The sequence below is a fragment of the Prosthecobacter sp. genome (genome assembly GCF_044232965.1).
Classification (GTDB): Bacteria; Verrucomicrobiota; Verrucomicrobiia; order Verrucomicrobiales; family Verrucomicrobiaceae; genus Prosthecobacter.
On sequence record NZ_JBIIKX010000066.1, the window covers coordinates 1 to 15,789 of the forward strand.

At 60.6% G+C, this 15,789-nt stretch carries 16 protein-coding genes; 7 read left to right on the forward strand and 9 right to left on the reverse strand.

Annotated elements, in window-relative coordinates:
- Positions 1–685: PQQ-dependent sugar dehydrogenase (locus ACILSI_RS21175; RefSeq protein ID WP_395723911.1), on the reverse strand; the 685-nt coding region annotated here is incomplete at its 3' end.
- A gap of 122 nt (positions 686–807) precedes the next feature.
- Between ACILSI_RS21175 and proS the strand changes: the two genes are divergently transcribed.
- The 3 genes from proS to ACILSI_RS21190 are packed head-to-tail and all read left to right on the forward strand — an operon-like array spanning position 808 to position 2,834.
- Positions 808–2,322, forward strand: a complete 1,515-nt coding sequence (gene proS, locus ACILSI_RS21180; protein WP_395723912.1) for a proline--tRNA ligase — start codon at positions 808–810, stop codon at positions 2,320–2,322.
- 12 nt (positions 2,323–2,334) lie between these two features.
- Complete coding sequence (locus tag ACILSI_RS21185; protein WP_395723913.1) at positions 2,335–2,535, forward strand: hypothetical protein; 201 nt, start codon at positions 2,335–2,337, stop codon at positions 2,533–2,535.
- The gene (locus tag ACILSI_RS21190; protein ID WP_395723914.1) at positions 2,532–2,834 is read left to right on the forward strand and encodes a hypothetical protein; all 303 of its coding nucleotides are present in this window, start codon (positions 2,532–2,534) and stop codon (positions 2,832–2,834) included. Before ACILSI_RS21185 ends, ACILSI_RS21190 begins: the two co-directional genes overlap by 4 nt.
- A gap of 3 nt (positions 2,835–2,837) precedes the next feature.
- On the opposite strand, the gene ACILSI_RS21195 is transcribed toward ACILSI_RS21190, so the two are convergent.
- From ACILSI_RS21195 to ACILSI_RS21220, 6 genes are all read right to left on the reverse strand, one after another.
- Positions 2,838–3,455 carry a redox-sensing transcriptional repressor Rex gene (locus tag ACILSI_RS21195; RefSeq protein ID WP_395723915.1) on the reverse strand — a complete coding sequence of 206 codons (618 nt, stop codon included), beginning with the start codon at positions 3,453–3,455 and terminating at the stop codon, positions 2,838–2,840.
- 68 nt (positions 3,456–3,523) lie between these two features.
- Complete coding sequence (locus tag ACILSI_RS21200) at positions 3,524–4,315, reverse strand: hypothetical protein (RefSeq protein ID WP_395723916.1); 792 nt, start codon at positions 4,313–4,315, stop codon at positions 3,524–3,526.
- Positions 4,312–5,235: a hypothetical protein gene (locus ACILSI_RS21205; protein ID WP_395723917.1), complete on the reverse strand. Its 924-nt coding sequence runs from the start codon at positions 5,233–5,235 to the stop codon at positions 4,312–4,314. Before ACILSI_RS21205 ends, ACILSI_RS21200 begins: the two co-directional genes overlap by 4 nt.
- A gap of 2 nt (positions 5,236–5,237) precedes the next feature.
- Positions 5,238–6,095: an ABC transporter ATP-binding protein gene (locus tag ACILSI_RS21210; protein WP_395723918.1), complete on the reverse strand. Its 858-nt coding sequence runs from the start codon at positions 6,093–6,095 to the stop codon at positions 5,238–5,240.
- Between the two features lie 8 nt (positions 6,096–6,103).
- Complete coding sequence (locus ACILSI_RS21215; RefSeq protein WP_395723919.1) at positions 6,104–6,379, reverse strand: acylphosphatase; 276 nt, start codon at positions 6,377–6,379, stop codon at positions 6,104–6,106.
- Positions 6,379–7,857: a hypothetical protein gene (locus ACILSI_RS21220; RefSeq protein WP_395723920.1), complete on the reverse strand. Its 1,479-nt coding sequence runs from the start codon at positions 7,855–7,857 to the stop codon at positions 6,379–6,381. Before ACILSI_RS21220 ends, ACILSI_RS21215 begins: the two co-directional genes overlap by 1 nt.
- A 47-nt stretch (positions 7,858–7,904) precedes the next feature.
- On the opposite strand from ACILSI_RS21220, the gene folP reads away from it, so the two are divergent.
- Positions 7,905–8,744: a dihydropteroate synthase gene (gene folP / locus ACILSI_RS21225; protein WP_395723921.1), complete on the forward strand. Its 840-nt coding sequence runs from the start codon at positions 7,905–7,907 to the stop codon at positions 8,742–8,744.
- A gap of 58 nt (positions 8,745–8,802) precedes the next feature.
- Here folP and ACILSI_RS21230 read toward each other — a convergent pair whose 3' ends face one another.
- Both ACILSI_RS21230 and ACILSI_RS21235 read right to left on the reverse strand, forming a co-directional pair.
- Complete coding sequence (locus tag ACILSI_RS21230; RefSeq protein WP_395723922.1) at positions 8,803–9,939, reverse strand: hypothetical protein; 1,137 nt, start codon at positions 9,937–9,939, stop codon at positions 8,803–8,805.
- Positions 9,940–10,009: 70 nt separating this feature from the next.
- Positions 10,010–10,471, reverse strand: coding sequence for a c-type cytochrome domain-containing protein (locus tag ACILSI_RS21235; protein WP_395723923.1), 462 nt, complete (start codon positions 10,469–10,471; stop codon positions 10,010–10,012).
- A 102-nt stretch (positions 10,472–10,573) separates the two neighbouring features.
- Here ACILSI_RS21235 and ACILSI_RS21240 point away from each other — a divergent pair, with 102 nt between their 5' ends.
- From ACILSI_RS21240 to ACILSI_RS21250, 3 genes are read left to right on the forward strand one after another with little or no spacing between them, the layout of a single operon-like run.
- A complete protein-coding gene (locus ACILSI_RS21240; RefSeq protein WP_395723924.1) occupies positions 10,574–11,827 on the forward strand; it encodes a polysaccharide pyruvyl transferase family protein in 1,254 nt (417 codons plus the stop codon).
- 59 nt (positions 11,828–11,886) lie between these two features.
- Positions 11,887–14,292, forward strand: a complete 2,406-nt coding sequence (locus tag ACILSI_RS21245) for a PSD1 and planctomycete cytochrome C domain-containing protein (RefSeq protein WP_395723925.1) — start codon at positions 11,887–11,889, stop codon at positions 14,290–14,292.
- A gap of 5 nt (positions 14,293–14,297) precedes the next feature.
- The gene (locus tag ACILSI_RS21250; protein ID WP_395723926.1) at positions 14,298–15,692 is read left to right on the forward strand and encodes a DUF1501 domain-containing protein; all 1,395 of its coding nucleotides are present in this window, start codon (positions 14,298–14,300) and stop codon (positions 15,690–15,692) included.
- Positions 15,693–15,789 lie beyond the last annotated feature (97 nt).

The window sequence follows — 15,789 nt, forward strand, 5'->3', positions numbered from 1 at the left end:
CCCAGGGATTGCGGATGCCGTTTGCGTAGATCTGCGGCAGCGCATTGACACCACTGGCATACGGATTGTCGGCGGGGATGCCGTAGGCGTTGCTGTACTCGCGGCTGTTGACGTCGATGCGGAGGATTTTACCGTAGAGCGTGGCGTTGAGCTGGGACATCTTGAGTTCGCCGTTGCGCTTCGAATTGTCACCAACGCCGATGTAGAGGAAGCCGTCGGGGCCAAAGAGAATGTTGCCGCCGTGGTGGTTCCAGTTGATGAGCGGCACTTCGAGCAGGGTACGCTCGGATTTTTCGTCCGCCTTGTCGCCTTCAGCCTTCATCTCAGTGATGACGAGGCGTTTCGGCTTCTGCATCGTGTAGCAGAGGTAGAAGAGGCCGTTGTCCTTGAACTTCGGATGGAAGGCGAGGCCGTTGAGACCTTCTTCAAACAGGCCGTCCTTGGCCTCCATGCCACGGGGGGAAAGATCGAGGAAGGTTTTGGCTTCGGCGGCCTGCTCGTCTTTTGGCAAGATAAGAATCTTGCCGCGCTGGAGGGCCAAAAACTCACGCCCGCTGCCGTCATCCGGGATCACCACGGCGATGGGCCGTTCGGTGGCAAGCTTTTCGTAAACGCGGGTGAGTTTGTGGGTGTCCGCTGCAAAGGCAGTGGACGCAGCGAGGGCGAGGCAGAGAAGGGAGCGCATAAGTTCGAGATAGTCAGTCTATGCGGGGCGAGTCTTGCAGGGCAATGCGGAAATTTTGTTTCGCCGAAGCAGTTCACCGCCCCATTTGACCACCCGCTGTTTGCTTCTATCCTGCGCACCCCATGAGCAACGCCACCGCCATCACCCCCACACGCGAAAAAGATTTCCCCGAATGGTACCAGCAGGTCGTTCGTGCCGCCGACATGGCGGAGAACTCCGAGGTGCGCGGCTGCATGGTGATCAAGCCGTGGGGCTACGGCCTGTGGGAAAACATCCAGCGCCAGCTCGATGCGAAGTTCAAGGCCACCGGGCATGTGAACGCCTACTTCCCGCTGCTCATTCCGCTGAGCTACCTTGAAAAAGAAGCGCAGCATGCCGAGGGCTTTGCCACCGAGTGCGCCGTGGTCACGCATCATCGCCTGGAAGCGCAGAAGCAGCCGGATGGCACGACGAAGATGATCCCTACTGGCGAACTGGCCGAGCCGTTTGTGATTCGTCCGACCTCGGAGACGATCATCGGTGCCGCGTTTGCCCGCTGGGTGGAAAGCTACCGCGATCTGCCGCTGCTCATCAACCAATGGTGCAATGTCATGCGCTGGGAGATGCGGCCACGCCTGTTCCTGCGCACCGCCGAGTTCCTCTGGCAGGAAGGCCACACCGCGCACGAAACGGCCGAGGAGGCCATCGAGGAGACGCGCACCATGCACAAGGTGTATGAGGACTTCCTGCGCGATCATTTGGCCATCCCGGTGATCCCTGGTGAGAAAACCGAGCGCGAGCGCTTCCCCGGTGCCGTGCAGACTTTCACCGTCGAGGCGATGGTGCAGGACAAAAAAGCCATCCAGGCCGGAACGTCGCATTACCTCGGCCAAAACTTCGCTAAGGCCGCGAACATCCAGTTCCTGGGCCGTGACAACACGCGGCAGCTTGCCCACACCACGAGCTGGGGTGTCAGCACGCGTCTCATCGGCACCGTGATCATGGCGCATGGCGATGACGACGGTGTCATCATCCCACCACGCGTCGCACCGAACCAGATCGTCATTTTACCGGTCACACCGAAGCCTGAGACGCGTCAGGAGGTCATTGATGCCTGCGAAGCGCTGGCTCAGACACTGCGCTCGCAAACCTACGGCGGCGAACCGCTGCGCGTGCATGTGGACAAGCGCGACCTGCAAGGCGGCGCGAAAAACTGGGAGTGGATCAAGAAGGGCGTGCCAATGCGCCTTGAAATGGGGCCGCGTGACATCACCAGCCGCAGCGTGGCCGTGTGCCGTCGCGATCTGGGGCCCAAGGCGAAGGAGTTTGTGCCGAAGGAGGAGTTCATCCAGTCGGTGCAGGAGCGCCTGGGAGAAATCCAGGACGCGCTGCTCGCCCGTGCCACGGCCTTGCGTGACGCGAACATGAAGAAGCTCGAAACACTCGAAGAGTTCAAAGCCTACTTTGCTGAGAACTCCGAAGGCGGCTTTGCCCTCATGCACTGGGCCGGAAGCAGCGATGACGAGGACGCTTTGAGCAAAGATCTCAAGGTGACCATCCGCTGCATCCCGCATGGCGATCAGTTTGCCGAGGAAGGAAAGTGCTTCCTCACCGGCAAGCCAAGCAGCCGTCGCGTGGTCTTTGCGCGGAGTTATTAATTTCCTCCAATCATGGGACGCATCCGTCGGCATGGCTATGTGATCGAGTGGTTCATCGGCGACCACGATCCACGGCATGTGCATGTCTATGATGCCAAGGGTGGCTTCATGGGACGATTGAATCTAAACACGCTGACCGGGCATGAAGGCTGGAATCCCGATAAAAAGCTGCTAAAGCTGGTCGCAGAACTTAAAAAGCAGGGCCGACTATGAAAATCGCCGTTCAACTTAAAAAGCCATTCGGCAAGGGAACCTTCTCCCGCGTCAAGCATGCCCGCTATCTTGGCTGGGAGGATGCCTTTGATGTCGAGTTCGAGGACGGTCTTTGTTTTTTGGAGCCGCACTCGACGATCCGCAAAGCCAATGAAATTTCCACCAAGGCGGTTCCGGTGCAGGTGGAGGTGGACGAGGAACTTCGCAGCCATTTCATCGTGACGTATGACACGGGCGAGGTGGCCGAAGTCCCCTGGTCATTCATTCGTGAACTGCCGCCAAAGACAGTGCGGAAGTAATCTTTAGCGGATGAAGTAGCTCAGATTCTCCAGCTCCACGGCCAGATCCACGCTGTTCACCACGACGTGCTCCGGCACGTCGAGGACGGTGGGGGAGAAGTTGAGAATGGCCTGGATGCCATGCTTCACCAGATCATTCACCACGGATTGCGCGTTGCTTGCTGGCACCGTGAGGATCGCCATCTTGACGTTGTTGCGCCGGATGAACTGTTCCATCTCCGCCATCGCCAGCACGGGCACGTTCACCTGCGGGATCTTGCGCGGGCTCAAATCGAACGCGGCAGCGACCTCGAAGCCCTCCTTGCGGAATCCGCCGTAGCGCAGGAGCGCGGAACCCAGGTTACCGACGCCGACGAGGATCACCGGCTGCAGTTTGTTCTGCCCCAGCACATCGCCGATGGTCGAACTCAGCGCGTCCACGTTGTAGCCGAGTCCGCGAGTGCCCAACTGGCCGAAGTAGGCCAGATCCTTGCGTAACTGAGTGGATTTCACGCCAGCAGCTTTCGCCAGCGCGGCGGAGGACACGGTGTCCACCTGGTTTTCACGCAGCCGTTGCAGGCAGCGCTGGTAGATCGACAGGCGGTAGATCGACTTGCGAGGGATGTCTATTTTGCTCGGCATTGGCTGGGTTTATGTGAAATTTCACCCGGAAGTGCCGGAAGTCAATTCGCCCCAACCTGACATCCTTGTCACCTTTGCGGCCCTGTTTGCGCTCCTGATCCTCGGCGCAGGGGGGCTGCGTCCGGGATGCGCTGCTCCGCCGGGATGTGCAAATTCTGCTCCAGCAGCTTCAGATGCTCGATCAGGCCCGGCGTGGACTTGTTGGCATCGTGGAGTCGCTTTAAAACGGCGTAACCCTTACTCCAGGACTCAGGATCGTTCGACTGCGCGTAGGCGTAGGCCGCGAAGCGTTCGGTGTAATTCAGCCCGCCGTGCTGGAATGAGTTCCAGTAGGCGTCCCCGGCTTTTTTGAAGTCATAGGTCCGGCGCAGGTGAATCTCAGCCAGCTTCTCCCACAGGCGCGGATGATCTGGCAGAAAACGCAGCCCTTCCTCCAGGATGGCCACACCGCGCATCACATGATCGTGGTAAAACTGTCCGCGCAGCGCGGGTTTCAGATCCTCGCTGTAGAGATAGTAGGACGCCGCGTTGTAGGCCATGTGCCAGGACGCCTCCTCCCAGTAGCGGAAATTGCGTGGCTGCAGCCGTGTCACCAGCTTGTAGAGGCTGTCCACCTTGGCCCAGTTCACATGCGTGAACTCCACATGCGCCCGCAGTTGAAACATGCAGGCCGCCAGCCCGCGCAGACCGCCGAGTGATGCCGCGATGCCTGCCTGCCCCAGATTCTCTCCCACACCGAGACGGATCGGTTCCTCTAGCATCTTCTGCTGCCGCAGATCCTGGGTGATCTTCTGCTCCAGCGGCAGCTTCGCCACACCGAAGACCAGCAGCACCGCGATGGCCTGAAATTCGCGTTTCATAGCTCCTTCTCCACGAACAAGAGATGCGTGACGAACAGGTAAACCGTCATATACAGCGCCGCGATGCCCGTCATGTCATAGACCGCCGCCCAGGGCACGATCTCGCCGTTCACCACGCTGTCCACGATGTCGAACTGAGCCAGATCCGGGCAAATCGCCGCCAGCAGCAGCGTCGCCGCACGTCCAGCCCAGCCGGAGAGATGCGGTTGGAAGAAGAACTCGCGGATCAAGCCCTCGCCATGGCCGATGATCGTGATGCACAGCGTGATGACGATGGTGAACAACGTCGAGCTGGCGATGCTGGAGAGCAGCAGCGCCACCGTCGTTACCACCGTGGCCTTCAGGAAAATCGCCCACACGGCCCAGTGCAGATTCCACGTCAGTCCCTGCCGCGCCACGATTTCACTCACCTGGGCTACTGCCTCGGGCGTGTCCATTTTCTCCAGGTGCATGCGCGCCACGGCGCCCTCAAGCAGCATCGACTGCCGCAGCCACAAGATCAGGCTCAGCACCGCGTCCATCACGATCAAGCCGCCGCCGATGAGCAGCAGCACGCCCAGCAGCTTGCCCAGGAGGTAATCAAAACGCGGCACCGGCTTCGACAGGATCGTGTAGAGCGTTCGGTCCTCCATGTCCTTCGGGATCAATAGCGCGGTTGAGACCACGCCGATCACGATGCTGAAAATTTGCAAAGCGCCCAGCGTGACGCTTTTGAGCAGGTTAAGCTGCTGCTCGGGATTGATCACCGAAAACGCAAAACCCGCGCCCACGGCCAGTAGGCAAAAAATCACGAGGAAGGCCAGGATTTTCATCCGCACGAGCTGTGTCACCGTCGCCATCGCCATGGTCCAAACGCGGCGGGGCGAGAAACGCACCTTGGGCACCATTGCGGGAACAGAACTGGTCGTGGCTTCGCTCATGTTCATTTCGTTTCGTTGGTGGCTTCGAGGAACAAGCGTTCCAAGGTCGTGCGCGGATGACCGCTGCGCAGGATCTTCGTGTCGCCGCCTTCGGCCTGCACGAGCGCGTTAATTTTCGCCAGCAGGGCGGGGGAGGCGTTTTCGAGTACCATCTCGGTCTGGTCCTCTACCGCGATCAAATCTTCCAAGCGGCCTTCGCGTACCATGCGGCCATGCGCCATGATGCCCACGCGGTCGCACACCTCCTGCATTTGCTCCAGCAGGTGTGAGGTCACCAGTATCGTGATGCCACGGGACCGGAACTCGATGATCAGGTCGCGAATTTTTCGCGACCCCGCCGGATCAACGCCTGCCGTCGGTTCATCCAGCACCAGCAGCCGTGGTTCATGAATCAAAGCCTGAGCCAGACCGAGCCGCTGCAGCATGCCTTTGGAGTATCCACCCACGCGACGATTCGCGGCATCTTCCAAGCCAGTCAGCGTCAGCATTTCAGAGGCTCGATCCTTCAGCTTCGCCCCGCTCATGCCGCACAGGCTGCCGTAGAAGTGCAGCGTTTCGCGTCCGTTCAGATGCTTGTAGAAATACGGGTTCTCCGGCAGGAATCCCACACTGTGGCGGCTGGCGACCTCCGTGCTCGGCACGCCAAAGATGCTCGTGTGGCCCTGCGTCGGCTTTAGCAGGCCCAGGATGACCTTCATCGTTGTCGATTTGCCCGAGCCATTCGGCCCGATCAGGCCATAGACTTCGCCCGCTTTCACTTCGAGCGACAAATCATGCACCGCGCGAAACGCCCCCTTCACCAAGGTGCCTTTGAAGACCTTGGTCAAATTTTGGACGGAAACAGCGGGCGTGTTGGACATGGCGCTAATCAACGCACGATGCTGAATCCGCGCAAGCTGGTCTCTGCGGTGGCGGCTTTCACCTCGCGTTCCTTGATGTGGGAACTCAGGCTGCTCTGCTGGATGTCTTCCAGGAAGGCCTCCACTTCATCCGCCTCAAACGCCTGCGCAAACAGCTCCACGCGACCGTCCGGCAGGTTTTTGACCCACCCTGTCACGTCGAAGCCGGAGGCGATCCGTTTCGTGCTGTATCGAAAACCCACGCCTTGGACGCGGCCGGTGTAGAAAACATGTCTGGCTGTCATCACTTCATCAAAAGCTTCATCGCGGCGCGTGCTTGTTCACTCGCCGCATCAATCAAAACCACACCTGCGTCGCTGCGATTCTGCAGGAGGCTCACAAACCGTCCCTGGGCGGTGAATTCCGCCTCGCCCTTCGTTTCGTAGCGCTGCTGGAGCGAGTTGAGCATCGCCTTGTAAAACGCGTCGGCGGACGATTTGTCCATGAACAAGGTCTGCCACGCCGCGTGGTCGCGCTTCGCCCCGCCATCCGCCGCCCAGGCCAGCAGACGGTCTGCCACGAGGCCGCGTGCGCCCAAGGCCGCGTCCTCATCGTTGTTGTGGGTGCGCAATGCGGTCACGCAGGCAAATTTTCCCAGCCGGTCGTCGAGGAACGGCATGGCACCGCCGAGCTTCACGTCATCCAGCGTGATCTCCAGCGGCGCAGACCGTTCGGGATCGAGATAGACCTCCGGTTCGATCACCTCCGCCGTGCTGATCGGCGGGCGGCTGTAGGCGGCGTTGAGCTGCGCGTAATTGCCCGCGCTGTGCAGCGTCTGTGCAAAGTCGAAACCACGGTTGAAGGGAAACAAGGCCAGTTCCTTGAGATACACCGGCAGCGGCACCTGGTTCAGCGGATGGTCCGGGTCTTCGGCGGGCAGATCATCCTTAGGGGCCGAGGCGGGATTTTGCAGCGAATGGAGGAAGCGTGTCAGCGCCGCGTCGCCAGAGATGAGCGACTCACGCGCCAGCCGCATGTCGGTGGTCAATGGACCGTGCTGTGGCTGAAACAGCGTGCTGCCGTATTCGCGCAGCAACTGGCCGAAGGCGATGGCCAGCGGCTCGTTTGAGACCACCGAAGGCGCGGACGCCGTTGCAGGCTCGATGGTGAACATCGTTTCGGTCTCCTCGTCATACCAGCCGCCGAGCTGGCGTGCCAGCAGCGCCGCGCGCATCGGCAGCGGATCGATCGCCTCGGGAATCCAGCCCAGCGCTGCGAGTCCTCGCGTGAGCTTCTTCGCCTCGTCATTCGGTTGCTGGCGTTTCAGCCACGCCAGGATTGCCATCTCCACCTCCTCCTGGCTCACCGAGGTCGTCACCAGGGGCAGCGCCTGCAGCTTGCGCATCTTCATCATCTCCAAACCCATGCCCACGAAGTCCGGGGCCACGCCGTCGTCCTTCATCACCACCGGCGGCGCGTTCTTCATGCCCAGCGTGCCCAGCTTTTGCAGCAGTTCCGCGTTTTCATCCTTCAGCGCGTCGTTCTGGCCCTGCAGATACTCGATCTGGCCTTGCAGCAGCGCGATTTGGTTCTGCAAATCCACCACACTCGCTGTCGGCAGCGCAGGGGGGGCTGTTTCAGACTTGGTTTCCACCACGGCAGGTGTTTGCGGCTTTAATCCCGACAAAAACACGGCTGCCGCGCCCCCCAGGGCGAGGAGAACGAGCAGCAGAGTGGCGGGGTTGGTCTTCATCCGGCCTTCATAGAACAGACCTTTCATCATCTCCAGTTTTCTCGTTGGACGAATGCAAATTCACGCCACCATGCCGCATGCTCCGCTGGCGCTTCGGCAACCACGACCTCGATCTCACGCATCGCGGCCTCATCATGGGCATTGTCAACGTCACGCCTGACAGCTTTTCTGACGGCGGACGCTTCAACGATCACGGTCGTGCGGTCGAGCATGCGTTCACCCTGGTCGCTGAAGGCGCGGACATTCTCGACATCGGTGGTGAATCCACCCGGCCCGGTGCCGAACCCGTCGAGGAAGCTGAGGAACTCCGCCGCGTGCTGCCGGTGATCCGTGCCGTGCGTTCGCAAACGAAGGCGCTCATCTCCATCGACACCATGAAGGCCGCCGTCGCCCGTGCCGCCCTCGATGCCGGGGCAGACATCATCAACGACGTCACCGGTCTGCGCGGCGATGCCGCCATGCTACGCGCCGCCGCCGAATCCAACGCCGGACTCGTCGTCATGCACATGACCGGCACCCCGCAGACCATGCAGGCGAACCCGCATTACGACGATGTCGTCACCGAGGTACGCGGCTACTTTGAAAACCGCCTGCGCCTGCTCGAAAACGAAGGCATCGCCCCCGAACGCGTCGTGCTCGACCCCGGATTCGGCTTCGGCAAGACCCTGGAGCACAACCTCGCCCTCATGCGCGAGCTGCCGCAGCTTGCCACGCTGCGTCCGTTGCTCATCGGCGTCTCGCGCAAATCCATGATCGCCAAAGTGCTTCACTCCGACGCCATGGACGACCGCTATTGGCCCACCATCGCCCTCACCGCCCACGCCCGTGAACACGGTGCCCGCATCGTCCGCGTCCATGACGTGAAGCCGAACCGCGAGGCACTGCGGATGATGGAGGCGATTTTGGAGGGTGCGTGAAACAGGCAGCTTGCTTGTTCTGAATGTCGAATCACAGGCTGGCAGCCTGTTTCACGAATCACACGCCAAAATACGGAATCCCCAGCTTCTTCGCGAGACGCTTTGGCCTTCTCATCGCTTCTTCCATGCGCAGGGCTTCGTCGGCTCCACGCAGGTCTTTGCAGGCGGGATGCGCTTCCGGCGCGGCGATGAGGCCGAGCTGATGCAGCACATGGGCCGTGCTGTGCTTGTAAGGCGAGGCGCTCATGCGGTCGTCGAGGCGGAAGACGAGGTCTTCAAAGGATTGGAAGGCTTCAAAGAGCTTGTACACGCGCGTGTCGAAGCGGCCGGTGCCGGTTTTGAATTGCTTGTCGGCCACGCTGTCGATCAGCCACATGTCGCGTGCGGCGCAGATGAACGGGCAGGCGCTGACGCCCGCGCCGATGAGCAGCGGCAGGCCGAGCTTGATGGCGGTGGCGATGCCGTAGTCGTCACCGCTGTGCGGGGAGAAGGGCAGGTTCAGTCCTTTGCACATCGCCGCCCAGTAATGGAAGTGCGGTTCGTCGAGCGTGCTGACCTTGCCGCCGACATAGGTCGGATGCATGGCGATCTCATGGAACAGCCACGGATCAAACGGCGTGGCCCACGGCACAAAGGACGGCTCCAGCGCATGCGCGATGCCTGGACGGATCAGATGCTCGGCGATTTGGAAGTAGGCGTCGCGACGCGGCTCGTTCTCCAGCGTGTTGAGCAGCTTGCTGGTCATGATCATCATCTCGCAGTTGTCATGCTCCTGCGCGATGTCGAGCAGCGGCCAGTAGCGCTCCGCTTTGAAGGCGCTGTCGTTCTCCGCGCCGCGTGCGGTGACGCCGGCGATGAAACGTTGCGTCGGAAACTCGGCGCGGAAGCGCTTCAGCACCTCGGCGTAGAGGTCGTTGTCGAGATCGAAGATGTAACCGGTGTCCGCATTGAGCACGAAGACCATCTCGACGCCGTAGTGTGTGGCGCACTGCTGCATCCAGCGCACGCTCTTGGTGAAGCCGTCCCAGTCGGGCTTTTGATCCTTGAACGGCAGCAGCGTGGCGACACAGAGACGCGCCTTCGTGGTGTGATCGACGAGTTCCTCCTCGCTCGTGTAAGCCCAGACCGTCTCGTTCCAGGCGGTGGACGGTTTGAGGTCGGCGGGATTCGAAATGAGGGCACGGGTGTCAGCCATGCGTCATGTAGAGCATGATCGGTCCGTGAGGCCAAGACGAATTCCGAATGCCTGACATCGGAAATTCTGATCAACGAACGATCTCCAGCGTCCCTGCCGCTCCTGAAGGCCAGTTCGCGCCTTCCTTGACCCATTTCCGCAGGATGAAGTATTCGTCTTTCGTCAGTCGTTCGCCCACGGCGGGCATGACGCTGGTATTTTTGTGGGTGGAGGCCGTGTTGGCCACCATGAGGCTCGTTTCCGGATGACCGGGCACGATGTAGGCGCCCAGCGTCTGGGTGCGCAGCGCCTCGCGGCGGCTCTCAAAGCTGGCGTGGCCGGGCAGTGCCTTGCGGTTGTGGCACATCACGCATTTCCACTCCAGCACCGGTTTCACATGCGCCACGAAATCCACCGGACCGGTCTTCGCGGCGCGAATCTGCTCCTTGCTCAGCACGTCCTCTCCCATCGGCTTCGTTTGCGAATCGGGTGGCGTGGCGCAGGAGACGAGGACGAGAGCGCAGAGCGGGCTGAAGAGGTGGCGGATGTTCATGGGAATGATTTGAGTGCCGTATGATGCCGCATGCAATGCGCACGTCAGCGTCTTTTTTGAGGAGTTGCATGCTTATCGTGACTTGAGTTAAAACAACCCACCATGAACCGCCGCCATTTCATCCGCTCCTCCGCCGCCCTGCCATTCATCTCCGCCATCGCGGCGGAGAAGCCGAAACGGCTCATTTTGCGCTCTTCGTGGCAGACGGTGAACATCGGCGACATCGCGCACACGCCGGGTGTGCTGGCGCTGTTGGAAAGGCATCTGCCAGAGGTCGAGGTGCGGCTGTGGCCGAGCAAGGTGGACAACGGCGTCGAGGAAATGCTGAAGGCGCGTTTTCCGAAGGTGAAGATCATTCGCGGCGAGGAGGTGAAGACCGCCTTCGAGGAGTGCGACTTCCTGCTGCATGGCTCCGGACCGTCGCTGGTGGCGCAGAACGATGTGGCGAAGTGGAGCAAGGCCACTGGCAAGCCTTACGGCGTGTATGGCATCACATTTTCGTCGCAGGGATCCACAGCGACGAAGCCGTCGTCGGACAAATCCATCTTATCGACGATCGACGTGTTCAATGGCGCGAAGTTCGTGTATTTCCGCGATTCCGTGTCGCTCGAACTCGCGAAAAGCAAAGGCTGCACTTGCCCGCTCATGGAATACGGCCCCGACGGTGCCTTTGCGGTCGATTTGAAGGACGATGCGAAGGCGGAGGCGTTCCTGAAGGCCAACGGCCTCGAAGAAGGCAAGTTTCTCTGCTGCATCCCACGGCTGCGCTTCACACCTTACTGGACGATTCCCGAAAAGAAGGCCGCGAAGGACGAAACGAAGCACGCCCGCAACGAGGCGATGAAGGAGCATGACTGCAAACCGCTGCGCGATGCGATTGAGAAGGTGATCAAGCAGACTGATTTGAAAATCCTGCTGTGCCCCGAGGACAAGACGCAGATGGCGGTGAACAAGGAGATGCTCTACGATAAGCTGCCAGACGATGTGAAGGCACGCGTGGTGTGGCGAGAGAACTACTGGCTCACAGACGAAGCGATCAGCACCTACCGCCGCAGCGCCGGCTTGTTCGGCCACGAGATGCACAGCCCGATCATGTGCATCGGCAACGGCATCCCGGCGATTGTCTGCCGCTGGGCGGAACAAACGAGCAAGGGCTACATGTGGCGCGACATCGGCCTGAACGAGTGGCTCTTCGACTTGGATAAGGAAGAGGAGCTGCAAAACGTGGCCGCCACCGTGCTTGCGATGGCCAAAGATCCCGCCGGATCGAAGGCAAAAGCCGAAAAGGCCCGCGATGTGGTGATGGGCAAGTTCGCCGCCAGCATGGCCGTGGTGAAAAGCCATCTCCCGGCGTGACAGCGGGCGGGCTTTTCTGGTACAGTCGCTGATTAATCCAGCCACGGCTGTTTCCGACCATGAAGCCTGTCTTCCGAATTCTCCTGGCCAGCGCCTGCCCCTGTGCCGTTTTGGCGGATGACGGCATGGCCTTCTTTGAGTCGAAGATTCGTCCAGTGCTGGTGGAGCACTGCTACGAGTGCCACTCCGCTGAGTCCGGCAAATCGAAGGGTGGGCTGATGCTGGACACGAAGGCGGCGATCCGCGCCGGTGGGGACACTGGCCCCGCTGTGGTGCCGGGTGATGGGGCCCAAAGTCTGCTGCTCACCGCCATCAAGCACAGCGATCCCGACCTCGAAATGCCGCCCAAAGAGCCGCAACTGCCGAAAGCGGTCATCGCGGACATGGAAGCATGGATCAAGGCAGGTGCGGCTGATCCGCGTGAGTCAGCGGTGAAGGCGGCGGAGCGTCCGCCGGTGGATGTTGAGTCGGGGAGGAAGTTTTGGAGCTATCAGAAGCCTCAAAAGGTCACTGGCAGCATTGATGGCTTCATTGAGGCGAAGTTGAAGGAGAACGGGCTGGCTCCAGCGCCCGAGGCGGAGTCGATGGTGTTGCTGCGCCGGTTGTATTTCGATCTCATCGGCCTGCCGCCGACCCCGGAGCAGGCGGCGGCGTTTTTGGATGCGCCACATAAGACCTATGAGCAAACCGTGGACGAGCTTTTGAAAAGTCCGCGCTTTGGCGAGCGCTGGGGCCGTCACTGGCTGGATGTGGCGCGCTATGCGGAATCCAACGGACGCGATTCAAACCTGACCTTCCCGCACGCGTGGCGCTATCGCGACTACGTCATCGACGCGGTGAACGCCGACGTGCCGTTTGACCGCTTCATCACCGAGCAGATTGCGGGTGATCTTTTGCCTGCGAAAGGCGATGCCGAAAAAGCCCGACTGCTCATCGCGACCGGATTCCTTGCCTTGGGTCCCAAGGGGCTGAATGAAATGAGCAAGACGCAGTTTGCCGCGGATGTGGCCGATGAGCAGCTCGACACCGTGACCCGCGCCGTGATGGCCAGCTCGGTGGCCTGCGCGCGCTGCCATGATCACAAGACGGAGCCGTTCAGCATGGAGGACTACTATGCGCTGGCGGGCATCTTCAAAAGCACGGAGACCTTTTTTGGCAACTGGATCGACTCCGAGAACAATAATCACGGCCGTCTCATCCGCCTGCCGCAGTTGCTGGGGCAGATGATTCCGAACAAAACGCTTTCTGCGGAGCGTGTGAGGCAGCTCAAGGCCGATCTGGCGAAGCTCAACGCCGATGAGAAGGCGCAGAACGAGTACATCGCCAAAGCAAAAGCGGAGGGGCGCGACATCAGTGGTGAATTTAACAAGATCCTGACCAACGCGATCCGCATCCTGTGGACGCGTGGAGGTGTGGAGGGCCAGCTTGAAACCGTGGATGACACCGGACGCGCCCTGCCGCTGTGCATGGGAGCGCAGGATGCGAAGCGCATCAGCGACTCGCCGCTATATGACCGTGGGGAGCTGGCGCATCCGGTGAAAACCGTGCCGCGAGGCTTTCCTGCGGTGATCGAAGTCAAAAACAGCGTGCCGAAGCAGCAAAGCGGGCGCCTGGAATTCGCTCAATGGCTCACGACGCGTGATCATCCGCTCACGGCCCGTGTGATGGCGAACCGTGTCTGGCGGCACCTGATTGGCGCCGGAATCGTACGCACGGTCGATAACTTCGGCTTCAGCGGCGAACGTCCGAGCCATCCCGAGCTGCTCGACTATCTCGCGATCAAATTCATGGACGGCGGCTGGTCGGTGAAGACGCTGATCAAGGAGATCGTGATGTCGAAGACGTATCGTAGAACGAGTTTTCCAACTCGTTCTGAATCCGAGTTGAAAAACCCGGTTTACATCGACCCGGACAACCGCCTTCTCTCGCATGCGAACAAGCGCCGTCTCGATGCGGAGGTGATTCGCGATTCCATGCTCGCCATCGCAGGTGTGCTCGATACCTCGCGCAGACCGGGCTCGCTCGTGGCAGAGCTGGACGGGCAGTCGGTTTCATTGATCGGCTTCAATACGAAACTGCCGCCCGACCTCGACGGATCGAAGCGCCGCTCGATTTACCTGCCGGTGATCCGCGATCACCTGCCGGATGTGCTGGAGCAGTTTGACGTGGCGAATCCCAATCTCGTCACCGGTGATCGCGATGTCACCAATGTGCCGCTGCAAGCGCTCTACCTCATGAACGGCCCGTTTGTTCAGGAGCAGGCGGCGGCGCTGGCAAAACGCGTCCGCTCATCGCCTGACCGCCTCCAGCTTGCGTTTCAGCTTTGCTTCAATCGGGCGCCAGACGTCAAGGAGGTCGCGCTGGCGGAAAAATTCTTTAAAGGCGGCTCTGTGGACGACGCGAAGCTGCTGACGGCGTTTTGCCAGTCGTTGCTGGCGAGCGCGGAGTTTCGTTTTGTTGATTAACCATCATGAACACACCTCCATTCTCACGACGTGAAATGCTGACGACGATGTCGTCAGGAATTGGCTGGCTGGCTTTTGCTGCTCTGGCGCAGGCAAAGGGCGGTCTGGCGGCGAAGGAGCCGCATTTTGCGCCCAGGGCGAAGCGGGTGATCTTTCTGACGATGCGCGGCGGGCCGTCGCATGTGGACTTGTTTGATCACAAGCCGGAGCTGATCAAACGTGATGGTAAGACGGCCAGCCTGGGCCGTGATTCGGCAGGCGCGAAGTTGTTCGGGCCGGTGCATCCGCTGAAACAGTACGGGAAGTCCGGGCAGTGGATGACGACGCTGTATCCGAAGCTGGCGCAGCACGCGGATGACCTGTGCATCATCAACTCCATGCAGACCGACCTGCCGAACCATGCGCAGGCTTTCGGGCAGATGCACACGGGCAGTTTTCAATTCGTGCGGCCTTCCATCGGCGCATGGACGCTGTACGGACTCGGCACGGAGAATGAGAATCTGCCGGGCTTCATCACACTGAATCCACCGGCGGACAATGGAGGCGCGCAGAACTACGGCAGCGCGTTTTTGCCCGCGATCTGCCAGGGCACGCGCATCGGCGGCAGCCAGTTGCCGGAACTGTATGCGGCGTTGTTCAAGAAAGACGTGGCCCCAGGGCCGCCGATGAAGAACATCGTGCCAGGCACGGATTTCGAGATGCAGCGGGCGCAGATCGAGCTCATTCGCGGCCTGAACGAGCGGAAGATGGAGCGCGATGGTCATCATCCTGAGATCGAAGGCGCGATCGAGTCCTTTGAACTCGCCTTTCGCATGCAGAGCGAGGTGCCTGATGTGCTCGACCTGCGTGGCGAGCCGGAGCACGTCTTGAAGCTCTACGGCATCGGCCAGGGCAAGGATCAGTTTGCGCGGCAGTGCCTCCTGGCGCGGCGCATGGCCGAAGCGGGCGTGCGCTTCATCGAAATCGCCTCGCCCGGTCACTGGGATCATCACAACCGGCTGCGCGAGCTGCTCGCGACGAATTGCGCGGCCACGGACCAGCCCATCGCGGCGCTGCTCACCGATTTGAAAGCACGCGGCATGCTCAAGGATACGCTCGTCGTCTGGGCCGGTGAGTTTGGCCGCACGCCCTATGCGCAGAGCGGCGATGGCCGTGACCACAATCACATGGGTTACTCCATCTGGATGGCCGGCGGCGGTGTGAAAGGCGGGCTAACCTACGGTTCGACGGATGAGGTGGGCCACAAAGCCGAGTTGAACCCGATGCACATCCACGACTGGCATGCGACGATTCTTCACCTGCTCGGTCTCGATCACACGAAGCTCACATTCACTTACGGCGGCCGGAATTTTCGCCTCACGAATGTCAGCGGCGAGGTGGCGATGGGGATTTTGGCGTAAGATTGAGATTGCAGCTTCATGAGGCAGAGCGGTAGTATCCGCCTGATTCAACGCGGACTTCCCTGCGTGGATGCTGTGTACTCAAGCCTTCTAATGC

Excerpts from the sequence above, each read along its gene's own strand:
- ACILSI_RS21250 (WP_395723926.1), top strand. The coding sequence starts at position 14,298 with ATGAACACACCTCCATTCTCACGACGTGAAATGCTGACGACGATGTCG.
- ACILSI_RS21190 (WP_395723914.1), top strand. The coding sequence starts at position 2,532 with ATGAAAATCGCCGTTCAACTTAAAAAGCCATTCGGCAAGGGAACCTTC.
- folP (WP_395723921.1), top strand. The coding sequence starts at position 7,905 with ATGCTCCGCTGGCGCTTCGGCAACCACGACCTCGATCTCACGCATCGC.
- ACILSI_RS21195 (WP_395723915.1), bottom strand. The coding sequence starts at position 3,455 with ATGCCGAGCAAAATAGACATCCCTCGCAAGTCGATCTACCGCCTGTCG.
- ACILSI_RS21210 (WP_395723918.1), bottom strand. The coding sequence starts at position 6,095 with ATGTCCAACACGCCCGCTGTTTCCGTCCAAAATTTGACCAAGGTCTTC.
- ACILSI_RS21235 (WP_395723923.1), bottom strand. The coding sequence starts at position 10,471 with ATGAACATCCGCCACCTCTTCAGCCCGCTCTGCGCTCTCGTCCTCGTC.
- ACILSI_RS21220 (WP_395723920.1), bottom strand. The coding sequence starts at position 7,857 with ATGATGAAAGGTCTGTTCTATGAAGGCCGGATGAAGACCAACCCCGCC.
- ACILSI_RS21185 (WP_395723913.1), top strand. The coding sequence starts at position 2,335 with ATGGGACGCATCCGTCGGCATGGCTATGTGATCGAGTGGTTCATCGGC.
- ACILSI_RS21245 (WP_395723925.1), top strand. The coding sequence starts at position 11,887 with ATGAAGCCTGTCTTCCGAATTCTCCTGGCCAGCGCCTGCCCCTGTGCC.
- ACILSI_RS21240 (WP_395723924.1), top strand. The coding sequence starts at position 10,574 with ATGAACCGCCGCCATTTCATCCGCTCCTCCGCCGCCCTGCCATTCATC.
- ACILSI_RS21230 (WP_395723922.1), bottom strand. The coding sequence starts at position 9,939 with ATGGCTGACACCCGTGCCCTCATTTCGAATCCCGCCGACCTCAAACCG.
- proS (WP_395723912.1), top strand. The coding sequence starts at position 808 with ATGAGCAACGCCACCGCCATCACCCCCACACGCGAAAAAGATTTCCCC.
- ACILSI_RS21215 (WP_395723919.1), bottom strand. The coding sequence starts at position 6,379 with ATGACAGCCAGACATGTTTTCTACACCGGCCGCGTCCAAGGCGTGGGT.
- ACILSI_RS21200 (WP_395723916.1), bottom strand. The coding sequence starts at position 4,315 with ATGAAACGCGAATTTCAGGCCATCGCGGTGCTGCTGGTCTTCGGTGTG.
- ACILSI_RS21205 (WP_395723917.1), bottom strand. The coding sequence starts at position 5,235 with ATGAGCGAAGCCACGACCAGTTCTGTTCCCGCAATGGTGCCCAAGGTG.